This window comes from Anaerostipes hominis (ex Lee et al. 2021), assembly GCF_002270485.1.
Lineage (GTDB): Bacteria > Bacillota > Clostridia > Lachnospirales > Lachnospiraceae > Anaerostipes > Anaerostipes hominis.
Genome location: NZ_NQOG01000011.1, coordinates 74,380 through 93,471 on the forward strand (window position 1 = coordinate 74,380; position 19,092 = coordinate 93,471).

25 protein-coding genes are annotated in these 19,092 nt (G+C 45.2%); 22 read left to right on the forward strand and 3 right to left on the reverse strand.

Going from position 1 to position 19,092, the window contains the following annotated elements:
- Positions 1 to 169 precede the first annotated feature (169 nt).
- Entirely contained in the window at positions 170 to 577 is a 408-nt protein-coding gene (locus CI597_RS11210) for a secondary thiamine-phosphate synthase enzyme YjbQ (RefSeq protein ID WP_024728715.1), read from the reverse strand.
- 220 nt (positions 578 to 797) lie between these two features.
- On the opposite strand from CI597_RS11210, the gene CI597_RS11215 reads away from it, so the two are divergent.
- The 4 genes from CI597_RS11215 (at position 798) to CI597_RS11230 (ending at position 4,556) form a co-directional block, all read left to right on the forward strand.
- Positions 798 to 2,021 carry an InlB B-repeat-containing protein gene (locus tag CI597_RS11215; RefSeq protein ID WP_024728714.1) on the forward strand — a complete coding sequence of 408 codons (1,224 nt, stop codon included), beginning with the start codon at positions 798 to 800 and terminating at the stop codon, positions 2,019 to 2,021.
- An 89-nt stretch (positions 2,022 to 2,110) separates the two neighbouring features.
- Positions 2,111 to 2,830 (forward strand): class B sortase, encoded by a 720-nt coding sequence (srtB, locus tag CI597_RS11220; RefSeq protein ID WP_024728713.1) that lies wholly within the window; start codon positions 2,111 to 2,113, stop codon positions 2,828 to 2,830.
- Between the two features lie 11 nt (positions 2,831 to 2,841).
- Positions 2,842 to 3,606, forward strand: a complete 765-nt coding sequence (locus CI597_RS11225; protein WP_024728712.1) for a glycoside hydrolase family 25 protein — start codon at positions 2,842 to 2,844, stop codon at positions 3,604 to 3,606.
- Positions 3,603 to 4,556 carry a ketopantoate reductase family protein gene (locus CI597_RS11230; RefSeq protein WP_024728711.1) on the forward strand — a complete coding sequence of 318 codons (954 nt, stop codon included), beginning with the start codon at positions 3,603 to 3,605 and terminating at the stop codon, positions 4,554 to 4,556. The genes CI597_RS11225 and CI597_RS11230 overlap by 4 nt, the downstream gene beginning before the upstream one ends.
- On the opposite strand, the gene CI597_RS11235 is transcribed toward CI597_RS11230, so the two are convergent.
- Both CI597_RS11235 and CI597_RS11240 read right to left on the reverse strand, forming a co-directional pair.
- Positions 4,535 to 5,452, reverse strand: a complete 918-nt coding sequence (locus CI597_RS11235; protein ID WP_024728710.1) for a CPBP family intramembrane glutamic endopeptidase — start codon at positions 5,450 to 5,452, stop codon at positions 4,535 to 4,537. The two genes, CI597_RS11230 and CI597_RS11235, sit on opposite strands and share 22 nt — an antisense overlap.
- A 23-nt stretch (positions 5,453 to 5,475) precedes the next feature.
- Positions 5,476 to 6,312, reverse strand: coding sequence for a S1 RNA-binding domain-containing protein (locus tag CI597_RS11240; protein ID WP_024728709.1), 837 nt, complete (start codon positions 6,310 to 6,312; stop codon positions 5,476 to 5,478).
- A 95-nt stretch (positions 6,313 to 6,407) separates the two neighbouring features.
- On the opposite strand from CI597_RS11240, the gene CI597_RS11245 reads away from it, so the two are divergent.
- The 18 genes from CI597_RS11245 to CI597_RS11330 all read left to right on the forward strand — a co-directional run bounded on the left by CI597_RS11245 (position 6,408) and on the right by CI597_RS11330 (position 18,941).
- On the forward strand, positions 6,408 to 6,836 hold the full coding sequence (locus tag CI597_RS11245) for a MazG family protein (RefSeq protein ID WP_024728708.1): 429 nt from the start codon (positions 6,408 to 6,410) through the stop codon (positions 6,834 to 6,836).
- 101 nt (positions 6,837 to 6,937) lie between these two features.
- On the forward strand, positions 6,938 to 7,216 hold the full coding sequence (locus tag CI597_RS11250) for an HU family DNA-binding protein (protein ID WP_006567569.1): 279 nt from the start codon (positions 6,938 to 6,940) through the stop codon (positions 7,214 to 7,216).
- A 128-nt stretch (positions 7,217 to 7,344) separates the two neighbouring features.
- Positions 7,345 to 7,584, forward strand: a complete 240-nt coding sequence (locus tag CI597_RS11255) for an RNA-binding S4 domain-containing protein (protein WP_024728707.1) — start codon at positions 7,345 to 7,347, stop codon at positions 7,582 to 7,584.
- 64 nt (positions 7,585 to 7,648) lie between these two features.
- Positions 7,649 to 7,939, forward strand: coding sequence for a sporulation protein YabP (gene yabP / locus CI597_RS11260; protein ID WP_009289329.1), 291 nt, complete (start codon positions 7,649 to 7,651; stop codon positions 7,937 to 7,939).
- Positions 7,939 to 8,418 (forward strand): spore cortex biosynthesis protein YabQ, encoded by a 480-nt coding sequence (gene yabQ, locus CI597_RS11265; RefSeq protein WP_024728706.1) that lies wholly within the window; start codon positions 7,939 to 7,941, stop codon positions 8,416 to 8,418. Before yabP ends, yabQ begins: the two co-directional genes overlap by 1 nt.
- Entirely contained in the window at positions 8,393 to 8,695 is a 303-nt protein-coding gene (locus tag CI597_RS11270) for an FtsB family cell division protein (protein WP_024728705.1), read from the forward strand. The genes yabQ and CI597_RS11270 overlap by 26 nt, the downstream gene beginning before the upstream one ends.
- A gap of 145 nt (positions 8,696 to 8,840) precedes the next feature.
- Positions 8,841 to 10,832 (forward strand): BglG family transcription antiterminator, encoded by a 1,992-nt coding sequence (locus CI597_RS11275; RefSeq protein ID WP_024728704.1) that lies wholly within the window; start codon positions 8,841 to 8,843, stop codon positions 10,830 to 10,832.
- A 1-nt stretch (position 10,833) separates the two neighbouring features.
- On the forward strand, positions 10,834 to 11,280 hold the full coding sequence (locus CI597_RS11280) for a PTS sugar transporter subunit IIA (RefSeq protein WP_024728703.1): 447 nt from the start codon (positions 10,834 to 10,836) through the stop codon (positions 11,278 to 11,280).
- Positions 11,281 to 11,332: 52 nt separating this feature from the next.
- Complete coding sequence (locus tag CI597_RS11285; protein ID WP_006567562.1) at positions 11,333 to 11,623, forward strand: PTS sugar transporter subunit IIB; 291 nt, start codon at positions 11,333 to 11,335, stop codon at positions 11,621 to 11,623.
- Between the two features lie 32 nt (positions 11,624 to 11,655).
- The gene (locus tag CI597_RS11290) at positions 11,656 to 12,933 is read left to right on the forward strand and encodes a PTS sugar transporter subunit IIC (RefSeq protein ID WP_024728702.1); all 1,278 of its coding nucleotides are present in this window, start codon (positions 11,656 to 11,658) and stop codon (positions 12,931 to 12,933) included.
- A gap of 42 nt (positions 12,934 to 12,975) precedes the next feature.
- On the forward strand, positions 12,976 to 13,359 hold the full coding sequence (locus tag CI597_RS11295) for a hypothetical protein (protein ID WP_024728701.1): 384 nt from the start codon (positions 12,976 to 12,978) through the stop codon (positions 13,357 to 13,359).
- A gap of 14 nt (positions 13,360 to 13,373) precedes the next feature.
- Entirely contained in the window at positions 13,374 to 14,219 is an 846-nt protein-coding gene (locus CI597_RS11300) for a class II fructose-bisphosphate aldolase (protein ID WP_024728700.1), read from the forward strand.
- 116 nt (positions 14,220 to 14,335) lie between these two features.
- The gene (gene deoC / locus CI597_RS11305; protein WP_024728699.1) at positions 14,336 to 14,986 is read left to right on the forward strand and encodes a deoxyribose-phosphate aldolase; all 651 of its coding nucleotides are present in this window, start codon (positions 14,336 to 14,338) and stop codon (positions 14,984 to 14,986) included.
- Between the two features lie 3 nt (positions 14,987 to 14,989).
- Positions 14,990 to 15,892: a PfkB family carbohydrate kinase gene (locus CI597_RS11310; protein WP_024728698.1), complete on the forward strand. Its 903-nt coding sequence runs from the start codon at positions 14,990 to 14,992 to the stop codon at positions 15,890 to 15,892.
- The gene (locus tag CI597_RS11315; RefSeq protein ID WP_024728697.1) at positions 15,889 to 16,491 is read left to right on the forward strand and encodes an AAA family ATPase; all 603 of its coding nucleotides are present in this window, start codon (positions 15,889 to 15,891) and stop codon (positions 16,489 to 16,491) included. Before CI597_RS11310 ends, CI597_RS11315 begins: the two co-directional genes overlap by 4 nt.
- Positions 16,492 to 16,716: 225 nt before the next feature.
- A complete protein-coding gene (locus tag CI597_RS11320; protein WP_024728696.1) occupies positions 16,717 to 17,094 on the forward strand; it encodes a BlaI/MecI/CopY family transcriptional regulator in 378 nt (125 codons plus the stop codon).
- On the forward strand, positions 17,075 to 18,472 hold the full coding sequence (locus tag CI597_RS11325) for a M56 family metallopeptidase (RefSeq protein WP_024728695.1): 1,398 nt from the start codon (positions 17,075 to 17,077) through the stop codon (positions 18,470 to 18,472). The genes CI597_RS11320 and CI597_RS11325 overlap by 20 nt, the downstream gene beginning before the upstream one ends.
- 13 nt (positions 18,473 to 18,485) lie before the next feature.
- Entirely contained in the window at positions 18,486 to 18,941 is a 456-nt protein-coding gene (locus CI597_RS11330) for a hypothetical protein (RefSeq protein ID WP_143266084.1), read from the forward strand.
- Positions 18,942 to 19,092 lie beyond the last annotated feature (151 nt).

The following is a 19,092-nucleotide window of genomic DNA, read 5'->3' on the forward strand; positions in this document are numbered from 1 at the left end:
TATTTTCTATATATTGTTTTTAAAGGGAAAGTTGCTATAATGAAAATATAGTTTTTCATATATACTTAATCCTCTCTTTTTTAAAATGCTCTGCCGGTAACAGAGCACATATTGTAAGCAGGTTGGTGCCGGAAGATATTCCGGCACCATTTTTATGAGTTTTTTACCACTATTCAATGATCTTTATATAGAATTTCCGGTTTCTGGGCCCGTCGAATTCGCAGAAGTAGATGTCCTGCCAGATTCCAAGTACCGGTTTTCCGTCAGCGATGATGACCGTCTGTGACGGGCCGACGGTCGATGTTTTCAGGTGGGCATTGGAGTTTCCTTCTGCGTGGCGGTAATTTTTGTCATGCAGAGGATATACCTTGTCAAACCCGAAGAGCATATCGTGGACCACATCCGGGTCCGCATTTTCATTGATTGTAATCCCTGCCGTTGTGTGAGGAGAATGGATGACGGCGATGCCGTCTTTGATCCCCGAAATTCTCAGGTCCTCTTCCAGGAAGGAAGTGATTTTTATCATATCCTCCCGTCCGGTGTGATTTAAATGGTGTTCAAAAAAAGTCTGTTTCATCTCACTGCTCCTTTCTTTTGCTCTCAGTATACCGCATCAGGAAAGGTGTGCCAACTTCTGTCAGGCCTCATTGTTAAGTCCTGTGAAATTATATTGTATTTTTTGGAATTTACTGCCGTATATTCTTGTTCTATGACAATATTTGTGATATTATGAATAAGGTTTAACGATAATATTACAAAAATCTTACGATAGAATGAGCTGCCGGAGGAGAAGAGAGTTGAGGAGCTATAAAAAATATATTACAGTGTGGGCCATGGCATTGACTATGGCAGCAGCATCTGTGCCGGTTTCAGCGGCGCCGGCAGAGAGCGGCAGCACTGAAGATATTCAGAAAAACATAGGACAGAAAGAATCATATCAGGTCAGGTTTGACGGAGCAGGCGGCACGGTGAGGGAGGCCGTGCGCCAGATCGAAGCAGGAGAACTTATTTCCGAGCCGGAGACGCCTGTCAGGAACGGATATGTATTTAAGGGCTGGAGTGATCAGAGCGGAGGACAGACCGGATACTGGAATTTCAGTGCCGATGAGATGCCTCGGAGAGATCTGATCCTCACGGCTGTGTGGGAAAAAGAATATACGCTTGACCGTCCCCATGTGACTGTGGCGGTCTCTGCACAGGCGAAGGTGGGAGTAAGAGAATCTTCGTCGCCCAGGGCTGTGTGGAAGTCAGGGGATGAACGCATCGCCACTGTGGACAGCAGCGGAAACGTAAGAGGAAAAGCGGCGGGAAGGACTTATGTACAGGCCATAGTGGGCAGCCAGGTTGTGACAGCAGGCGTACAGGTCACAAATCCATATCTGTCAAAGAGCAGCGGGACTGTGGCAAAGAACCGGACTGCGAAAATACCGATCAGGGGATTGAGTTCTACCAGCCGATCATCTGTCTCAGTAAGCGGCAGCAGGGCGAAAGTTTATATTCAGGATAATCAGCTGGTCATATACCCGAAAAAGAGAGGCATTACCTGGTTTTATGTCAAGATAGACGGAAAACAGAAGACCTATAAGGCGGAGGTCACTTCCTATAAGGCGGTCAAAGCTATCGCGAAGGCTAAAAAAGCAAAGGGATGCCGATACAGCCAGCCAAAGAGAATGAGGAAGGGCTATTATGACTGCAGTTCTCTGATCTGGCGCTGCTACAAGCCGTACGGCATACATTTCGGAAGCCGTTCTTATGCTCCGGTGGCAGCGAGTGAAGCCAAGTACATGAAGCGTCATAAAAAAGTCGTATCTTATAAGAGGGTGAAGGCCCAAAAGCTTCTCCCGGGAGATGTGATCTTTTATTCCTACACAAGAAACGGGCGATACCGGAACATTTCCCACGTGGCATTGTACATAGGAAACGGCAGGATCATCCACGCGGCCAACCGCAGAGTAGGCGTTGTGGAGGCAAAATATAAATACACCAAATGCATTAAAATGATTGCTCGTCCGGCTAAATAAATTTTAAGAAAAGAATCGGCTTTCTTTAAGGAAGACCGGTTCTTTTTGTGTTATACTGATAAAAATAAGGTTTAGGTGAGGGAAGCTGCATGAAAAAAGTAATTTCTAATCTTCTTCTGGCTGTGTGCATCGTGGTCTTTTTATTCAGCGGATGGAAACTCGCGGGGTATTATCTGGAATATAAAAAGGCAGATGACGAATATGATAAGATAGCACAGGAAGTGGTCAAAACAAAAGGAAAAGAACGAGTCATTGATTTTGAGAAACTCAGGAAGATCAATCCGGATACCATCGGCTGGGTCTATGCCAGGGGAACCAATATCGATTACCCGGTCGTCCTTGGGAAGGATAACGATTATTATCTGCACACAACATTTGAGGGGACAAAGAACAGTTCCGGAGCAGTTTTCATGGACTGCCACGGGGATAAGGATTTCGGTGCGGAGCACAATATCATATACGGGCATCATATGAGGAACGGATCGATGTTTGCAGACCTTATGAAGTTTCGCGAGCAGAGTTTTATCAAGAAACAGGATACGATCACCCTTTATACTCCGAATGGGAAAAGGGACCTGAAGGTCGTTGCCTCTTATGCAAGAAAGGCCGACAAGCTGATCCCGATCACTTTTGGGGACAGGAAGGACATGAAGAAGTATCTGGAGGAGATTTTGTCCATGAGTGATATCCAGTCCAGGATACCGAAGAAGACTGTGATGAAAACAAAGAAGCTGTATACGTTTGTCACGTGCAGTTATGAACAGGAAGATAACCGTACATTTGTACATGCGATTGAGAGCAAAGATTAACGAGGACTTATATGTTCAAATTTACAAAGAAAAATAAAAGGGAACTTGCAGTTATCTGCACGTTTCTTTTTATTGTCACTTTTATTTTTATATGGATCATCCAAAATATCGGACTGCCGATCGAGACAAAAGTCGAAAACGGCCATATCAAGGTGATCGATGTTTCAAAATACAACCATAAAGTCAACTGGAAGAAAGTAAAGGACAGCCAGATCAACCACGCTGTTTTAAAGATCGGCTCCGGTGCGAAAAAAAAGAAAAAGGGCACAGAAGATCCGATGTTTATTGCAAACTACCGGAACGCAAAGATCTCATCCATTCACTGCGGAGTTTATTATTACTCTTATGCCGGGGACGTGAAAGCGGCGGTGAAAGAGGCAAAACACTGTATTTCCCTGTTGAAGAAGCATGATATTGACCCGGAAGATCTGAAGCTTCCCGTGGTATTTGACATAGAGGAAGAAGAAGTCATGAAAACCGGGAAAAAGAATGTGACGGCGCTGACAAGGGCTTTCTGCGAAGAGATCAAACGGGCGGGCTATGAGCCCATGGTCTATTCCAACGCTTACTTTTTAAAACACTATTTTGACTATGACGGTATTAAAGAATATAAAATGTGGGTGGCTCATTATACAAAAGAGGATGAGCCGGATATCCCATATCAATACCACATGTGGCAGTTTACGGATCAGGCTTCTGTTCCCGGGGCAAATACGGGAAGCGGCCACTGCGATCTGAATTACTATTTAACAGATAAGGAAGGAAACCTGTTATGAGAGAAATCAAAAAAGCAGCATTGATAGGCCTTGGGGCCATCGGCGGATTCGCGGCACCCGGGCTTTGCAAAGCGCTCGGCAGCGAGAATTTCTGCGTCATCGCAGGAGGAGAGCGCAGAATGCGTCTGGAAAGGGACGGCGTCATCATCAACGGAAAACAATGGAAATTCCAGACGGCTGAGCCCTCATGGGAGAGCAGACCGGCGGATCTTATTATTTTGAGTGTGAAGTATACGGCGCTTGACCAGGCCATCGAAGATATCCGGAACCAGGTAGGGGAACACACTGTCATCATGTCACTGCTGAACGGAGTGGAGAGTGAAGAGCGGATCAAAGCGGCCTACCCCGACAATGAGGTGCTGTATTCCGTAATACGTGTACCGGCCCTTCACCATGGAAATGAAATCTCTTTTCCGGTGGGGGCCGGCAAGATTTCTTTCGGCCAGGCGTATAACGATACATTGTCGGAAACCGTGTGTTCCGTGAGGGATGTATTTGAAAAGGGCAAAATTCCATATGAAGTGCCAAAAGATATGCTGAGAAATATGTGGCATAAGTTTATGACAAATGTAAGCGAGAATCAGAGCGCTGCTATCCTTCGTGTCCCTTACGGCATCTGGACCATCAGTGAAGATGCCAATGAGCTGAGGGAGCAGGCGGCCAGGGAAGTCATCGCTATTGCCGGGAAGAAAGGTATCCATCTGACAGAGGAAGATCTTTTGGAACACAGGACCTATTTTGAGAGCGCCCCATTCTATGGGAAACCTTCGACTCTTCAGGATATCGAGGCCGGAAGGAAGACGGAGGTGGAGATGTTTGCGGGAGCGGTCATAAGAATGGGAAAGGAGCTGGGTATCCCAACTCCTTATAATCAAATGTTTTATCACTGTATCAAAACCCTGGAAACCTGGAATGACCACCAGCCGGATCACAAACAGGATGACGCATAGGATACAAATTCCAGCAATACTGCATAGCCGAAACTGATGATCAAAGCCGCATAGTATGAGATACCGGCGGCTTTTTCATTTGGCCAGCTTTGACGGATATCCCTGTCAAGCCATGTCTTCAGATAACCGGAACGGCCGCACAGGCGGGAAATGGCAATGAGGATCAGAACACTCAGCGCCAGAAAGGCAATACTTACAGGAACCAGGACTGCGATGGCCTGAAGCCTCTGGGCCGTGGATACGGTCTGGGTCATGAGAGAAGAATTGCCGATCAGTCCATAGATGATGCTGGTTATGACGCTGACGCCGTTAAATGTGGCATGGAGCAGCATACAGGAATAAATACTGTCGGAAGCCTCTAAAAGCAGACCTAAGACCAGTCCCAGGACAAAGGCATAACTGAACTGGTTGAAATTCATGTGTGCGATGCCGAAAAATAATGCGGTCAGCAGGATTCCTTTGATAGGGCGTGCTTTTCTGAGACCGGAATAAATAACGCCCCGGAACAGCACTTCCTCTACGATCCCCGGAAGAATAGACAGTGCCAGGACGGAAAGCCAGGGATTCTGCGAGGCCGTGGATACACTGGAGGTAATAAAGTCCCGGAAAATCAGCTGGCTTACATTATTGATCAGGCTGATAAAAGGCAGGACCGTAAATGCTAAAAGGATAGAAAGCAATGCAGCGGCCGGTCTCAGAGGTTTCAGATGAAGTCTCGCTTTCACATCTTCTTTGCCAATCTTCAGATAACCGATGCCAAGGCCAAGAAGTACCAGATAAAATACAATCATAAACAAATATCGGTCCTGTACTGCAAACTGCAGCAGAGGGGAAACAAAAAAGTAGACAAACAAATACATCAGACAGAAACAGCCCGGTGTCTTAAAATATTTCATATAATATCCAGCTCCTTGTAAGTTTATTTTGCCCGGATGGTTCCGCCGGTGATCTCGATCTTATTCTGTTTCAGTAATCGGCCGACGGCTCGCTTAAAGGCATTTTTGCTGAGTCCCAGTTCTTTGTCAATCATGGCAGGGCTCGCCTTGTCGGTGAATGGGAGTACCCCGTCATAGCTTTTGATCGTTTCCATGACCAGCTCGCTGTCTGCATCTATCTGAAGATATGCTTTATCTCTCGGTGAGAGATCCAGTTTGCCGTCCTCCCGGACGCGGAGTACCCGGACATTTACAGAGTCTCCCACAGACAGTCTGGTGTGGACTTCGTTGAGCGGGATCAGGCCGAAATACTGGTCGTCTACGGCTACAAACGTACCGATCTCAGGGTTAATGCTGTATACGGTGCCTGTGACCCAGTCATCCTTCTCATAGTCATGTTCACTGCTCAGTGCCTGATAAATCTTCATGGAAGCACAGAGACGCCGGCTCTTGTCAATATAAAGCCTGACCAGATAGGAATGATCCGTTTTGATCTTGGATGTCTGTTCTTTGAATGGGAGGAACAGGTCTTTTTCCAGTCCCCAGTCCAGGAATGCACCGATATCTGTGATCTCCTTAACCTTGAGGACGGCCAGATGTCCCATCGTAATGAGAGGATGGGAAGTCGTAGCGATCGGACGGTCTTTTGAATCCTTGTAGACGAAGACGGAAATGCGGTCTCCGACCCGGGCTCCCTCCGGAACCTGTTTTTTTGGCAGAAGGATACTCTGTTCCGTCACACCTTCCTCGTCATTTAAATATGCGCCGAAATCGGCAAATTTTACAATATAAAGTTCTTGGTTTTCTCCTAATTTAATCATAGTTCTTCCTTTCTTTGTTTCATTATTATAGCATAAATCGCTTTTCATTTGCAGAAAATGTGATACCATAAAAAGAAAACGGAGGGAGTCTTAAAATGCAGGAAAAAGAATACTATACAATAGAAGATTTTATCCAGGTAGTAAAAGAACTGCGGGGAGAAAACGGATGCCCGTGGGACAGGAAGCAGACACATGAATCCCTGATCCCCTGTCTCGTGGAGGAGAGCGGGGAAGTGGTGGAGGCCATTGAACATAATGATATGCAGAATCTGGAAGAGGAGCTTGGAGACGTTCTCCTTCAGGTGGTGATGCATGCAAGGATCGCCGAGGAACGGGGAGATTTCAGTTTTTCGGATGTGGTGAACGGAGTGTGCAGGAAAATGATTCGGAGGCATCCTCATGTGTTCGGAGATGAGACATTTTCCACTCGGGAGGAACAATTATCCAGCTGGAGGAAGATCAAGGAATTAGAAAAGATAGAAAAGAAGCGCAAAGCCCGTGAATTGGCTGAAAATAAGGAATAAAGCGCATTTTGGCTTGACATGCAGGCACCTTAATTATACAATGAACTCATGTAATCGAAGAGCAGAAAATGCTTATGACGAAATTAGGAGGAATATAATCAATGAACAAAACAGAATTAGTTGCGGCTATCGCAAGCAAGACTGAATTATCTAAAAAAGATGCAGAAAAAGCTTTAAAAGCTTTCACAGATGTCATTGCAGAAGAATTAAAGAAGGGTGAGAAAATTCAGTTAGTTGGTTTCGGAACTTTTGAAGTTTCTGAGAGAGCTGCAAGAGAAGGAAGAAATCCAAGAAGCGGTGAAGTGATGAACATTCCTGCATCCAAAGCTCCAAAGTTCAAAGCCGGAAAAGCTCTGAAAGATATCGTAAACGAAAAATAATCACAGAACGACAAATCAAGCTGCCCTTCAATTTTTATAAGGGCGGCTTCTTTTATATTATATTACAGGGAAGTTCTGCAGATTTCTGTTTTGTTTTTCGAAAACCAACATCAAAGGAGTAATATTGAATGAGACTAGACAAATTTCTTAAAGTATCCAGGCTGATCAAGCGCCGGACCGTCGCCAATGAAGCGTGCAGCGCCGGGAGAGTGACCGTCAACGGCAAGACCGCCAAAGCCGGGACAGACGTAAAACCGGGGGACGAGATCCGCATCTCGTTCGGTAATAAAGAGGCGGCCGTGGAAGTCCTCCGGGTGGAAGACACAGTAAAAAAAGACCAGGCGGCAGAATTATACAAATACATTTGATATTTTTCACATGATTTTCGTTCTCCTTTCATATAGTGTATAAACTATGAAAGGAGATTTTTTCATGATAGAAGATAGACAACCTATGAAAACACATAAAGTGGATCTGCTGAACCGTTCTCTGGGTGTCATTACGGGAGTGAGGGATGTAGTGTCCTTCGACCTGAATGAGATCATACTCGATACGGAGCAGGGACTCCTGATGATCAAGGGGTTTAATCTGCATGTGAAAAAGCTTTTGGTAGAAAAAGGCGAGGTGGAGATAGACGGTAAAGTCGACAGTTTCCTATATTCAGATGTGGATGACCATAACGGAGGCAAAAAAGAAGGGCTGCTCGGAAGGCTGTTAAAATAATGCAGGAAGCAGTGTTAGGCCAGCTTTATTTCTTCCTGGGGGCTGTCTGGTTCGGAGCATGCCTGCTGCTTGTCTATGACGGCATCAGGAGTTTCCGCGTCGTATTCCGGCACAAATTATGGGTCGTATCAGTGGAGGATGTGCTCTACTGGATCTTTGTGGGCTTCTTGTGTTTCCGGTTTCTCTGCTGGTATAATTGGGGAGAACTCCGTGGATTTTTCTTTTTAGGTCTGATCATCGGCATGGCAGTCTATTATATGCTCATCAGCCCGAAGGTATTAGAAGGTCTTGTGTTTTTGTTACATAATATTAGAAAGGTCTTTGGGAAAATATTTCGTATTATCCGCCATCCGTTTGCCAAAGCCGGAATAAATATGAGATGGAGATTGAAACAGGAGAGAAAAAACGTTAAAATAGCCTTAATGAGGAAGGGGCACAAAAGAGGTGATACACATGGGGAGAAAGATAAGCAGTTATAAAAAAGGACTCAGGCAGAGAACAAGGGTGATCTTACTTGTCGTCATTATGTTTGTCATTGTGATGTCCATTGCTTACCGAAGGCTGTCGGAAAAGTCGGCGGCCCTTCAGAAAGAGGAGGCCCAGCTGGAACAGCAGATAGAAAAGGCGAAAGATAAAAAGCAGGAACTGAAGGATAAGAAGGAGTATATTAAGACCAAAGAATTTATAGAAAAAACTGCACGTGTAAAATTCGGATTGTTTTATCCGGATGAGTATGTAGTTAGACCATCAAATTGATGGATTCAAAAAGAAGTCTGACATGGATGTCAGGCTTTCTTTTTTGTCATAAATTCGTTGTTCCTCTTTCCGCTTCAAGCGGAAATTTACGAACTATCATCAAAAATACCATTTACCTATAATGTATAACAAAGAGGAGGAAACTATGGAGAGATACAATAAGAGGCTGATCAAGATCCTTCGCTTCTTTTTGGAAAATGAAAAAAGGATTACCGGGGCAAGCATTGCATTGTCTGTGGGCGTTTCTACAAGGACGGTCAGGAATGACATCAAAGAGTTAAATCAGATGCTTGCGGACAGGGGAGCAGAGATCACGTCAGAGATCGGGCAGGGATATAAGCTTGCTGTGAACGACAGCCGGAAATTTGACGTCCTGAAAAAAGAGATCCGGAAAGAAGAGAGTTCAAAGCCGTTTCAAAATATCATTCCGTCAGATTCGGAAGAACGGGTTTATTATATTATTTCCAGGCTTTTGCTGAACTCTCTGAACAGCGGGGAGAGGATCGACTTCTTTGATCTGGAGGAAGAATTGTTTGTGAGTACTTCCACTCTGAAAAAAGATTTGAGAACTATCGACGGGATACTTAAAAAACATGACCTTCGGATCAGTGATACAAAAAAGGAAGGAATGAGAGTCGTAGGGCAGGAGACGAAGATCCGGTTTTGTATTTCGGAATACATTTTCAACAACCAAAAGGATACAGGAGATATAGGGAACCAGTTTTACAAGGACATTTTTTCATCCGATGAGGTGGAAAATCTGAGGATCATCCTCATGGAAGCGATCACAGATTTTAACCTGCGGCTTACGGATATCGCTTTCCGTAACCTGCTCGTACATAGCCTGATCATGCTTAAGCGTTTCGAGAAAAAACGGCATGTGAAATACGATGAAGAAGAGATCGAGCTGTTTTCGGGAACAAAGGAGTTCCGCTGTGCCCAGCAGATTATAAATGAGATTTCCAGGAAATTGGGCATCTCCCTGGGAGATGAAGTGTATTATCTGACCCAGCATCTGATCTCCAGCCAGCGTTTTCTGATCGAGAATCTGGATGGGGATTACGAGTATAAGGATGAAATTGAGGACATTTTAAATACCATCCGCTCGGGGACAGGGATCGATCTGTCCGACGACAATCAGCTGATCAACGGGCTGGCCATGCATTTGAGCGCGGCTTTGCAGAGGCTCCGGTTTGACATGAATATAAGAAATGAGTTTCTGGACAGTATCAAAAACCTGTATCCGCTTGCCTTTGAACTGGCAGTCGTAGCCGGGGAGGTGATTGAAAAAAAACATAAGCTCAAGGCAAAAGAGTCGGAAATCGGATTTCTGGCCATGCATTTCGGAGCGGCACTGGAGAGAAAAGGGCTGAATCGGAAACAGGAGCCAAAGAAAGTAGTTCTGGTCTGTATCGCAGGCATTGCCACGGCGCTGCTCCTAAAAGAGAAATTACAGCATAAGTTTGGGCAGTACATAGAGATCGTAAAATCCTGTCCGGTACAGGAAGTGAACGAAGAACTGATTGACAGCGCCGATCTGGTGCTGACCACGGTAGAGCTTCCCGATTTTCAGTCTGAAAAAATAAAAAAGATCAAACTGTTTCTGGATGATGATGACCTGAACCATCTGGCTACGGTGATCACAGACAGTGGAAACCAGATGAAAGTCATTGATTACAGCAGCATCTTCCGGGAAGACCTCTTCTTCACCAATATGGAGTTTAAGGACAAACAGGAAATTCTTGAATTTATGGCCAACGTCATGGTCGAAAAGGGCTATATCAACCAGGAGATCAAGCAATCCATCTTTAAAAGGGAAGAGATGTCAACTACAGAACTGGGAAGTCTGGTGGCCATACCACATGCCCTTTTTAACGATATGGAGGAGGCGGCTGTTTCCGTCATGGTCCTGAAAAAGCCAGTCATCTGGGAAAATGAAAAAGTCCAGGTAGTCCTGATGTTAAACATTCCCCAGAGCAAATACGATGTCTGGGAAGTTGTATTTAAAAACCTATATCAGTTTTTGATCGGAAATTCCGGCGTGGCGAAACTGGTGAAGCACCCTTGTTATGGGCAGTTTATCAAAGACTTATTAGAACAGGAAGAGAAGCTTAAAGAAACAGCAGGGAGGATATGAAGTGGAAAAGCTAATCTTAAACGAAAACAATGTGCAGCTGCAGATAGAAGCAAAAAACTGGGAAGAGGCAGTGAGGATCGGAGCGGAGATGCTGGTCAGCCAGGGATGTGCTGAAAAGTCCTATGTGGAAGGAATCATAAGTGCCATCAAAGAACTGGGGCCATACATCATCGTGGCCGACGGCCTGGCTATGCCGCATACAAGGCCGGAATGCGGGGCTACCGGCATCGGCTGCAGCCTGATCACCTTAAAAGAACCGGTCTTCTTTGACGGGGATAAGGAACCGGTAAGGGTCCTGATCTGTTTTTCGGCGGTGGACAGCGAAAGCCATCTGGACATTCTGAAAATGATCGTTGGCTTCGTGGAAAAGGGATGGATTCCGGAGATCGCCGCAATGAAGGATAAGCAGGAATTGTTTGATTTTCTCAATAAGAATAGTAATGCCTGATAAGGCTGCTATAAAAAGAAACACGACAACCATTTTAAAAGGAGGATAGAACATGTTAAAGATTTTAGCAGTGTGCGGGGCAGGGCTCGGAAGCAGTTTTGCATGCCAGATGAGTGCGGAAGCGGTATTGAAAGACCTGGGAGTAGACGCAAAAATGGATCACACGGACATTTCCAGTGTATCCGGGGCACAGGCAGACATCATAATCGCCGCAAAGAATTTTGAAAAGCAGTTTGAGCGTTATACGATCAGCTGCCCGACAGTATTTTTAGAGCGCCTGGTAGACAAAAATGAAATCCGGGAGAAGCTTGTACCGGTGTTAAAAGAACTGGGAGAACTTTGAAAACAAGAGGAAAAAGAAAGTGAGGAAAAACTATGCAAGTATTGAATTTTATCATCAATAATATTTTAACGCAGGCCTCCATCATCATCGCATTGATTGCGCTGCTCGGTCTGGTCCTGCAGAAAAAACCGGTGGGAGCCGTCATCTCAGGAACAATGAAAACCATGCTCGGATTTCTTGTACTGTCCGCAGGTTCTGCTGTCATCGTTTCATCGCTGACTTATTTTGGAGACATATTTAAGGCTGCATTCGGATTGAAGGGTCTGGTTGCCTCCATCGAGGGAATCAACGGCCAGGCCATGAATGAGCTGGGGCTGGGAAGCGAGATCGCCATCACCCTTGCGGGAATCTTTATCGTCAATATTATCATTGCAAGATTTACAAAATTCAAATACATATTCCTGACAGGCCAGGCATTGCTCTGGGAGGCGACACTCTGTGTGGTATTCGCTTATTACTGTGGATTAACAGGTGTACCTCTGATCATCATCGGAAGTATCGTGGGAGGATTCTTTGCGACCTTCATGCCTGCCTTTGCACAGCCTATTGTAAAGAAGATCACGGGCAGTGAAGATATCGCACTCGGACACTTATGTACAATCGGTTATATGTTCACAGCGCTGATTGCAAAACTGACCGGCGGAAAATCAAAATCCACAGAGGACATCAATCTTCCAAAGAGCCTGGAATTTTTACAGGATACTTACCTTTCTGTCATGGTTGTCATGGTACCGCTTTATGTGATTACAGCTGCATTTGCAGGGCCGGCCGCATGTGCAGAATATGCGGGAAATACGAACTTTATCGTTCATGCATTTTTACAGGGTATGCAGTTTGTCGTAGGTGTCTATGTGCTGATGACAGGAGTCCGCATGCTCTTGGCCGAGATCGTTCCTGCATTCCAGGGAATTTCCATGAAGCTGGTTCCAAACTCAGTGCCTGCACTGGACTGCCCGGTATTGTTCCCATATGCGCCGAATGCGGTCATCTTCGGATTTGTCTTTACAACGATCGGTTCTATTATCGGAATGTTCCTGACTCCGGTATTCGGACTTCCTATGGTCCTGCCGGGAGTACTGTCCAACTTCTTCGCAGGCGGAACAGCAGGTATATTTGCAAACCAGGTAGGCGGAAGACGGGGAGCCATGATCGGATGTATTGCTCACGGAATCTTTATTACCTTCCTGCCGGCTATGCTCTCACCGATGCTTGCCGACATTGGATTTATCAATACGACTTGTACGGACGTGGATACGGTAGTGACCGGTTTCCTGTTCATGCTGTTTAAGTCAATAGCTGCAATATTTTAGTCCGTAAATAAATAGTTTATGATGCGGCAGGAGGAAATAAAAATGTTTTTGTTTAAAAAGAAAAAAGATAAAGCGGCGAAAGAAGAGGCTGTACCTGAAATCAGCCGGGAAGAGCTTTTAAAAAAGGCCGAGGCCATACAAAAAGAGCTTCCGGATCTTTCCGGGGAGGAGCGGAACAAGGCGCTGAACGAGCTTGGGAGCCTGTACTTTGAGGCTGAAGAGACAGACAAGGCAATCAGAGCATATGAGACCAGCCTTTCAGAGAGCAAAGCCCTTGGTAAGGCATATACCGATCTGCTGAAGCTCTACAACATAAAAAGAAGAGAAGCTTCGGAGGCAAAAGATGATGCAAAGATGAAAGAATACATGGATAAAATTGACGGGCTGATGAAACTGTCTAAGGATGTCATTCGTGGAAAAGCGTAAAGGAGATAACCGATATGTATAGAAATTTAATTGACTTGTTTAAAGAAAATGAAGGAAAGGGGGCTGTGGGTGCTTTTAATGTGCACTGTTTCGAGATGCTTCCGGCTATGGTCAGAGCGGCAGAGGAACTTGGCGTGCCTGTGATCTTACAGACTTCTCTCGGCACTGCCAGATACATCGGATTTGAACCGCTGATCGCCGCAGTGAAGGCAATCGCTGAAAAATCTGCTGTAAGCGTTGCCTTACATATGGATCACTGCAAAGATATTGATGCACTGAAAGAAGCTATTGACAAGGGATATTCCTCTGTCATGTATGACGGGTCCTCTCTGTCTTTAGAAGAAAACATCAAAAATACAAAAGAAGTGGTTGCCTATGCCCATGAAAGAAATGTATCCGTGGAAGGTGAAGTCGGCTCCATCGGCGGTGCGGAGGAAGGTGTGGTCGTTGCCAAGGATGACGCCATGTATACGAAACCGGAAGATGCCCTTTATTTTGCCGAGAACACCGGGGTGGACGCACTGGCTGTTTCCATCGGGACAACTCACGGGCAGTACAAATCCAAGGCAAAGATCAACTATGAACTGCTGGCCGAACTGAAAGCGAAACTTGGGGATACCGGTCTGGTTCTTCACGGAGGCACCGGAGTGTCCGACGAAGATATGAGGCGCTGTGTCAGAGAAGGAATGAAAAAGATCAATGTAGGCACAGAACTTAACAAATCCTATATCGAAGTAGTGAGAGAAACTTTTACCGGAGAGGATGTGACCCCTCTGACTTCATTGAGAAATCTTCTCGGGCCTGCAAATGACAAGGTCGCAGATGTTGTAAAAGAGAAAGCATCTTTATTCAGAATCTAAGGGACAGAAGATAAAACCGGGAAAACGCATCTTACTTTCCCGGTTTTATCTGTTACAATAGTAAGTAAGAAACCAGTTAAACAGCCGCTTTAGTTTCAGAGAGAAGGAGCCTTGTTATGAAGAGAAATGAAATCTTAAAAACTGTTGACCACACACTGCTTGCACAGACAGCCGTATGGGACGAGATCAGAGTGATCTGTGATGATGCCATTGCCTACGGGACGGCTTCCGTCTGTATCCCGCCGTCTTTTATTAAAAAAGCCAAAGAATATGTGGGGGACAAGATGAAACTCTGTACGGTCATCGGCTTTCCCAACGGTTATTCCACCAGTGAAGTAAAGGAATTTGAGACAAAGAATGCCCTTTTAAACGGTGCTGATGAGATCGATATGGTCGTGAATCTGGGAGATGTAAAGGAAGGCAATGATGATAAGGTTATTGAAGAAATTCGTCTTTTGAAGAAAGCCTGCGGTGACAAGATCCTGAAAGTGATCGTGGAGACCTGTCTGCTGACGGAAGAAGAAAAGATCCGTATGTGCCGGGCAGTAACGGAAGCAGGAGCTGACTTCATCAAGACATCCACGGGATTTTCCACGGGAGGCGCTGCGTTTGAGGATGTGGAGCTGTTTAAAAAGCATGTGGGAGAGGGAGTAAAGATCAAGGCCGCAGGCGGAATTGCTTCTTTTGACGATGCAGAACGCTTTCTTTCACTGGGCGCAGACCGCCTTGGAACCAGCAGGCTGATCAAGATCATGAAGGAGGAATAGCCTATGGCAGTAGTCTGTGTAGGGCAGTCTGCCTATGATATTGTAATTCCATACGATGGAGAGCTGACAGAAAATCAGAAGTACCGTGTCAGAGACCGGCTGGAGTGCGGGGGAGGCCCTGCCATGAATGCGGCTTATCTCTGTGCCCTGTGGGGAGAGGAAACCAGCCTCATCAGCCGTATCGGTGACGATGACTATGGAAAAAAGCTTAAAAAAATCCTCAGAGAAGCGGGGGTCGATACGTCCCATCTCGTAGAGGAAGACGGGATAGAGACACCTTACAGCATCATCCTTTCCAATACAGGAAACGGAGCCAGGACAATCTTTAATTTCCCAGGAGAAATACGGTACCGGCAGTATACCTATCCCAAGCTTAATGTGAGTGTGATCTTAAGCGACGGACACCTTCCCAAACTCAGCATCGGGGCCATTGAGAAATATCCGTCGGCACTGTCCGTACTGGATGCGGGAACCTGCCGTGAAAGTACCATGGAGGTGGCGCCATATGTGGACTATATTGTCTGTTCAGAAGACTTTGCCAGACAGTATACAGGGAAGGCCGTGGATCTGAATAACCCCGGACTGTGCAGAGAGATTTTCGGCCGGATTCAGAGCATCAACCAGAAGCAAGCGGTGATCACTCTGGGGGAAAAGGGATTGCTGTACGAAGAGGACGGAGAACTGAAACACCTTCCCGCCTATCCTGCCAGGGCCGTTGATACGAGCGGAGCCGGGGATATCTTTCACGGGGCATTTGCCTGTGGACTGGCAAGAAAGATGCCTCTTAAAGATATTTTAAAGCTGAGCTCCATGGCCTCTGCTATTTCAGTGGAAAGTCTGGGAGGGCAGAGTTCCATACCGTCTCTGGATTTGACGGAACGAAAGCTAAAGGAGCAGGAAAGATGAAAAGGACTTTGATTTTACTGGCAGGGTATCCAGGCACCGGAAAGACTTATATGTGCAATAAGATTTTGGAGCAGGAGAAGGATTTTCAGGTGATCTCTCAGGATGACATGAAGGAACAGCTTTGGGATGAGTTTGGCTTTGACAACATGGAAGAAAAGACGGCTCTGGAGAATAAAAGCTGGGCACTTTATTATGAGCGGACAGAAGAGGCCATGAAACAGGGGAAACGGCTGATCTCGGATTATCCGTTCAGCGAAAAACAGAGAGGAAAGCTCGAAAGACTCTGTGAAGAATACGGATATCAGCCTGTTACGATCCGCCTGGTGGGTGATCTGGATGTCCTTTTCGGGCGGTCAAAGCAGAGAGATCTGGATACAAGCCGTCACTTGGGTCATGTGGTGAGCCGTTATCACAAAGGGGATGTGCTTCTGGACCGGACGAAAGGCGACTGCTTTGTGGATTATGATATCTTCATGGACCGGTGCAGGAACCGGGGTTACGGAGAATTCTGTCTGGGGAAACTCATCGAAGTAGACGTAACCGATTACAGCAAGATAGACTACGATAAAATATTAGGACAGTTGAAAAAGTGGCTTTAGAGACAGCCATAAACCTCATTCTATAATTAGGATGGGGTTTTTTATTTTATGGGGAAGTTCTGCGACCTTCCCCATGAAAAAAAGCTCCGCGGATTGTGCACAACTTTGTTTTAGTAAATTTTTGTGAAAAACTGCGATTAGTCTATTAGGTTTCTTGTAATTCCGTTTCTGCTGTGCTATAATTATGCTAAATCATTAAATGAATAACAAAAGGAGATTTTACGTATGAGAGAAAGGGAATTAACAAACAGGGAAATACTGATCATGAAGTGTGCATGGAGCTCAGAAAAAGAATTGTCGGTGCAGGAGATGCAGGGAAGGCTGAAAGAACAGTTCGGCTGGGATGCAAAGCGTTCTACGCTCCGTACATTTCTTGTGGATATGGAAGGAAAAGGATTTATAGCGATCGAAAGGAGGGGGAGGCATTCTTATATAAAGGTGCTGGCCGAGGAAGATGAGTATAAAAAGACCCAGACAGCAAAGATGCTGGATTTCTGGTTTGACGGGTCCAGTCAAAAGCTGATAAGCGCATTGACAAATGAAGTGACCGAAGATTCAGTGGATCATCTTATGGGGGTATTAGATGAGCTGGGAGACGATTGAGGTCCTGATTCGGGTATTCACAGGAATTTTCCTGTGTTCGGCGACAGGAAGCGTTTTATTTCTTTACTGGAAACCTGTCAGCAAATATTTGGAGAAAAAAGGGGATGCAAAACTCAACTATGCGATTTTAAAGGTTATTATTTGTGCATTTTTTATTCCGGTGCTTTCTGTCATATTTGAGGATCTGTCACATAAGTCCTGGCTGTTTTCTTCTACTGCTGTGATCAGAAACATTACGGAGATAACAGGCGTAATATGGCTTGCTGGAGCCGCAGCTTCGGGGTGCTTTTATTTTTTGAAATACAGGCGTCTGAGGAAGTCACTTGAGAATTCCTGTATTTGCAGCAGACAGACTCAGAAAATTGCGGATGAGTGCAGAAAAAAACTGTGTGTACGGCGAAAAATCACTGTTTACCAAAGCTACCAGGTTCCCGTGCCGTTTATCTGCGGGGTAATCAGCCCTGAGATTATACTGCCGGAGGAACGTTACACGAAGCAGGAACTTGAGATCATTCTTCTGCATGAGATGGAACATTATAAACAGAGGGATATTTTTTGGAAACTGATGTGTAATGTCCTGGCCTGTGTTCACTGGTTTAATCCGCTGAAAAAGCAGATCTGCAGTCAGGTGGAGGATTGGAGCGAGGTGTCCTGTGATGTCCATGTGCTGAAGGTGTTCGGAAGCCTGAAACAGTATTTCAGCACGATCATTTCGATCGCCGCAAGAAAAAGCGGATACCGGCAGTATCTGGCCTCTGCACTTTATGAAAACAGCAGAGGGCTGGAACTGCGGATGCGGAGAACCGCCTCTATCAGGAAGATGAAGGGATTCCCGTGGAAAAGCGCACAAATATTTTTCATCTGTTTTTGCACTCTGGGAGCGGCAACGATCTCTGCAATATCTTATGGATATTATAGAGGATACATATATTTAGAAGATAAGACCAGCAGCAAAACAATATTAAAAGAAATGGATGCACCCAAATTAATGAAGGAAAAGCAGCGGAAGGGGACCTCATTGTCGAAACAGAGGATGATGGAAGACGAAGTACCTGGCAAAGAAAAAGATATATGGATAGACTGGTGGCCGAAAGCAAACGAATTTTTGATGAGTAAGAAATTTCAGGCAGAAAAAGGAGACAGAATCCAGATGATGTTGTTATGTTCGGAGAATGATAACCCAAATGTTAACAATAATGAAATACTCGCAGGAGTCATAACACCGGATGGAACGCAGAAGTTTGTCTGTGATAAAGACAAGCTACAGCACAGCTTTTTGATAAAGGAAAGCGGAGAATACCAGTTTTTTGTAGAAAATCAGACAACAAAGAAGATTCAGCTGGCAGGAGATTATGAACTTATTACAAAAAAACGATAAAGGAAGAGCAGGAATGAGAAAAATATTATTAAAAGCTATGGCAATCGCAGCGGCCTGTGCATTGATCACTGCCCCAATGTCTGTGTTCGCAGAAGAAGTGGACGGAGAGACAGAATATTTTTCAATGGAAGACGATCCGGATGTGACTGTTGAGACTGTGGATGAAGTACTAATGACTACATATTCTACAGCGTATGCACTGAATTGGTCTGTGGGAAATAAAATTTCAAAACAGACAAAAGAATTCAGCAAAACATCAGGGAGTACAGTGTCCATCTATGCGAAGATTGGACCAACTGTGAAAAATGTCACGATTGGAATTAAAAAAACCGGCGGCGGAAAAAAATACATCAAAGCAACCAGTACTGTAAATAGAACTTTTACAATTACAAAGCCAGGAAAATACAGAGTATTTGTTGAGAACAAATCAGGGAAGACCATTACTGTCAAAGGAAATTACCGGCGGTAGTGATGAGATAGATGGAAAGGCGGTGATGCCGAAGAAAAAACAGACAGGACTTGCATTAGCAACGACACATAAGAAGGCGTTTATAATAAAGATCCATGCAATACAAATGGCGGCCAAACCAGATATCTGCAAATGCAGATAGCGTATCACA

Bases quoted from the DNA above. Each gene is read 5' to 3' on its own strand.
- CI597_RS11210 (WP_024728715.1), bottom strand. From the start codon at position 577: ATGAAACAGACTTTTTTTGAACACCATTTAAATCACACCGGACGGGAG.
- srtB (WP_024728713.1), top strand. From the start codon at position 2,111: ATGAAAAAAGTAATTTCTAATCTTCTTCTGGCTGTGTGCATCGTGGTC.
- CI597_RS11225 (WP_024728712.1), top strand. From the start codon at position 2,842: ATGTTCAAATTTACAAAGAAAAATAAAAGGGAACTTGCAGTTATCTGC.
- CI597_RS11230 (WP_024728711.1), top strand. From the start codon at position 3,603: ATGAGAGAAATCAAAAAAGCAGCATTGATAGGCCTTGGGGCCATCGGC.
- CI597_RS11235 (WP_024728710.1), bottom strand. From the start codon at position 5,452: ATGAAATATTTTAAGACACCGGGCTGTTTCTGTCTGATGTATTTGTTT.
- CI597_RS11240 (WP_024728709.1), bottom strand. From the start codon at position 6,312: ATGATTAAATTAGGAGAAAACCAAGAACTTTATATTGTAAAATTTGCC.
- CI597_RS11245 (WP_024728708.1), top strand. From the start codon at position 6,408: ATGCAGGAAAAAGAATACTATACAATAGAAGATTTTATCCAGGTAGTA.
- CI597_RS11250 (WP_006567569.1), top strand. From the start codon at position 6,938: ATGAACAAAACAGAATTAGTTGCGGCTATCGCAAGCAAGACTGAATTA.
- CI597_RS11255 (WP_024728707.1), top strand. From the start codon at position 7,345: ATGAGACTAGACAAATTTCTTAAAGTATCCAGGCTGATCAAGCGCCGG.
- yabP (WP_009289329.1), top strand. From the start codon at position 7,649: ATGATAGAAGATAGACAACCTATGAAAACACATAAAGTGGATCTGCTG.
- yabQ (WP_024728706.1), top strand. From the start codon at position 7,939: ATGCAGGAAGCAGTGTTAGGCCAGCTTTATTTCTTCCTGGGGGCTGTC.
- CI597_RS11270 (WP_024728705.1), top strand. From the start codon at position 8,393: ATGGGGAGAAAGATAAGCAGTTATAAAAAAGGACTCAGGCAGAGAACA.
- CI597_RS11275 (WP_024728704.1), top strand. From the start codon at position 8,841: ATGGAGAGATACAATAAGAGGCTGATCAAGATCCTTCGCTTCTTTTTG.
- CI597_RS11285 (WP_006567562.1), top strand. From the start codon at position 11,333: ATGTTAAAGATTTTAGCAGTGTGCGGGGCAGGGCTCGGAAGCAGTTTT.
- CI597_RS11290 (WP_024728702.1), top strand. From the start codon at position 11,656: ATGCAAGTATTGAATTTTATCATCAATAATATTTTAACGCAGGCCTCC.
- CI597_RS11295 (WP_024728701.1), top strand. From the start codon at position 12,976: ATGTTTTTGTTTAAAAAGAAAAAAGATAAAGCGGCGAAAGAAGAGGCT.
- CI597_RS11300 (WP_024728700.1), top strand. From the start codon at position 13,374: ATGTATAGAAATTTAATTGACTTGTTTAAAGAAAATGAAGGAAAGGGG.
- deoC (WP_024728699.1), top strand. From the start codon at position 14,336: ATGAAGAGAAATGAAATCTTAAAAACTGTTGACCACACACTGCTTGCA.
- CI597_RS11310 (WP_024728698.1), top strand. From the start codon at position 14,990: ATGGCAGTAGTCTGTGTAGGGCAGTCTGCCTATGATATTGTAATTCCA.
- CI597_RS11315 (WP_024728697.1), top strand. From the start codon at position 15,889: ATGAAAAGGACTTTGATTTTACTGGCAGGGTATCCAGGCACCGGAAAG.
- CI597_RS11320 (WP_024728696.1), top strand. From the start codon at position 16,717: ATGAGAGAAAGGGAATTAACAAACAGGGAAATACTGATCATGAAGTGT.
- CI597_RS11325 (WP_024728695.1), top strand. From the start codon at position 17,075: ATGAGCTGGGAGACGATTGAGGTCCTGATTCGGGTATTCACAGGAATT.
- CI597_RS11330 (WP_143266084.1), top strand. From the start codon at position 18,486: ATGAGAAAAATATTATTAAAAGCTATGGCAATCGCAGCGGCCTGTGCA.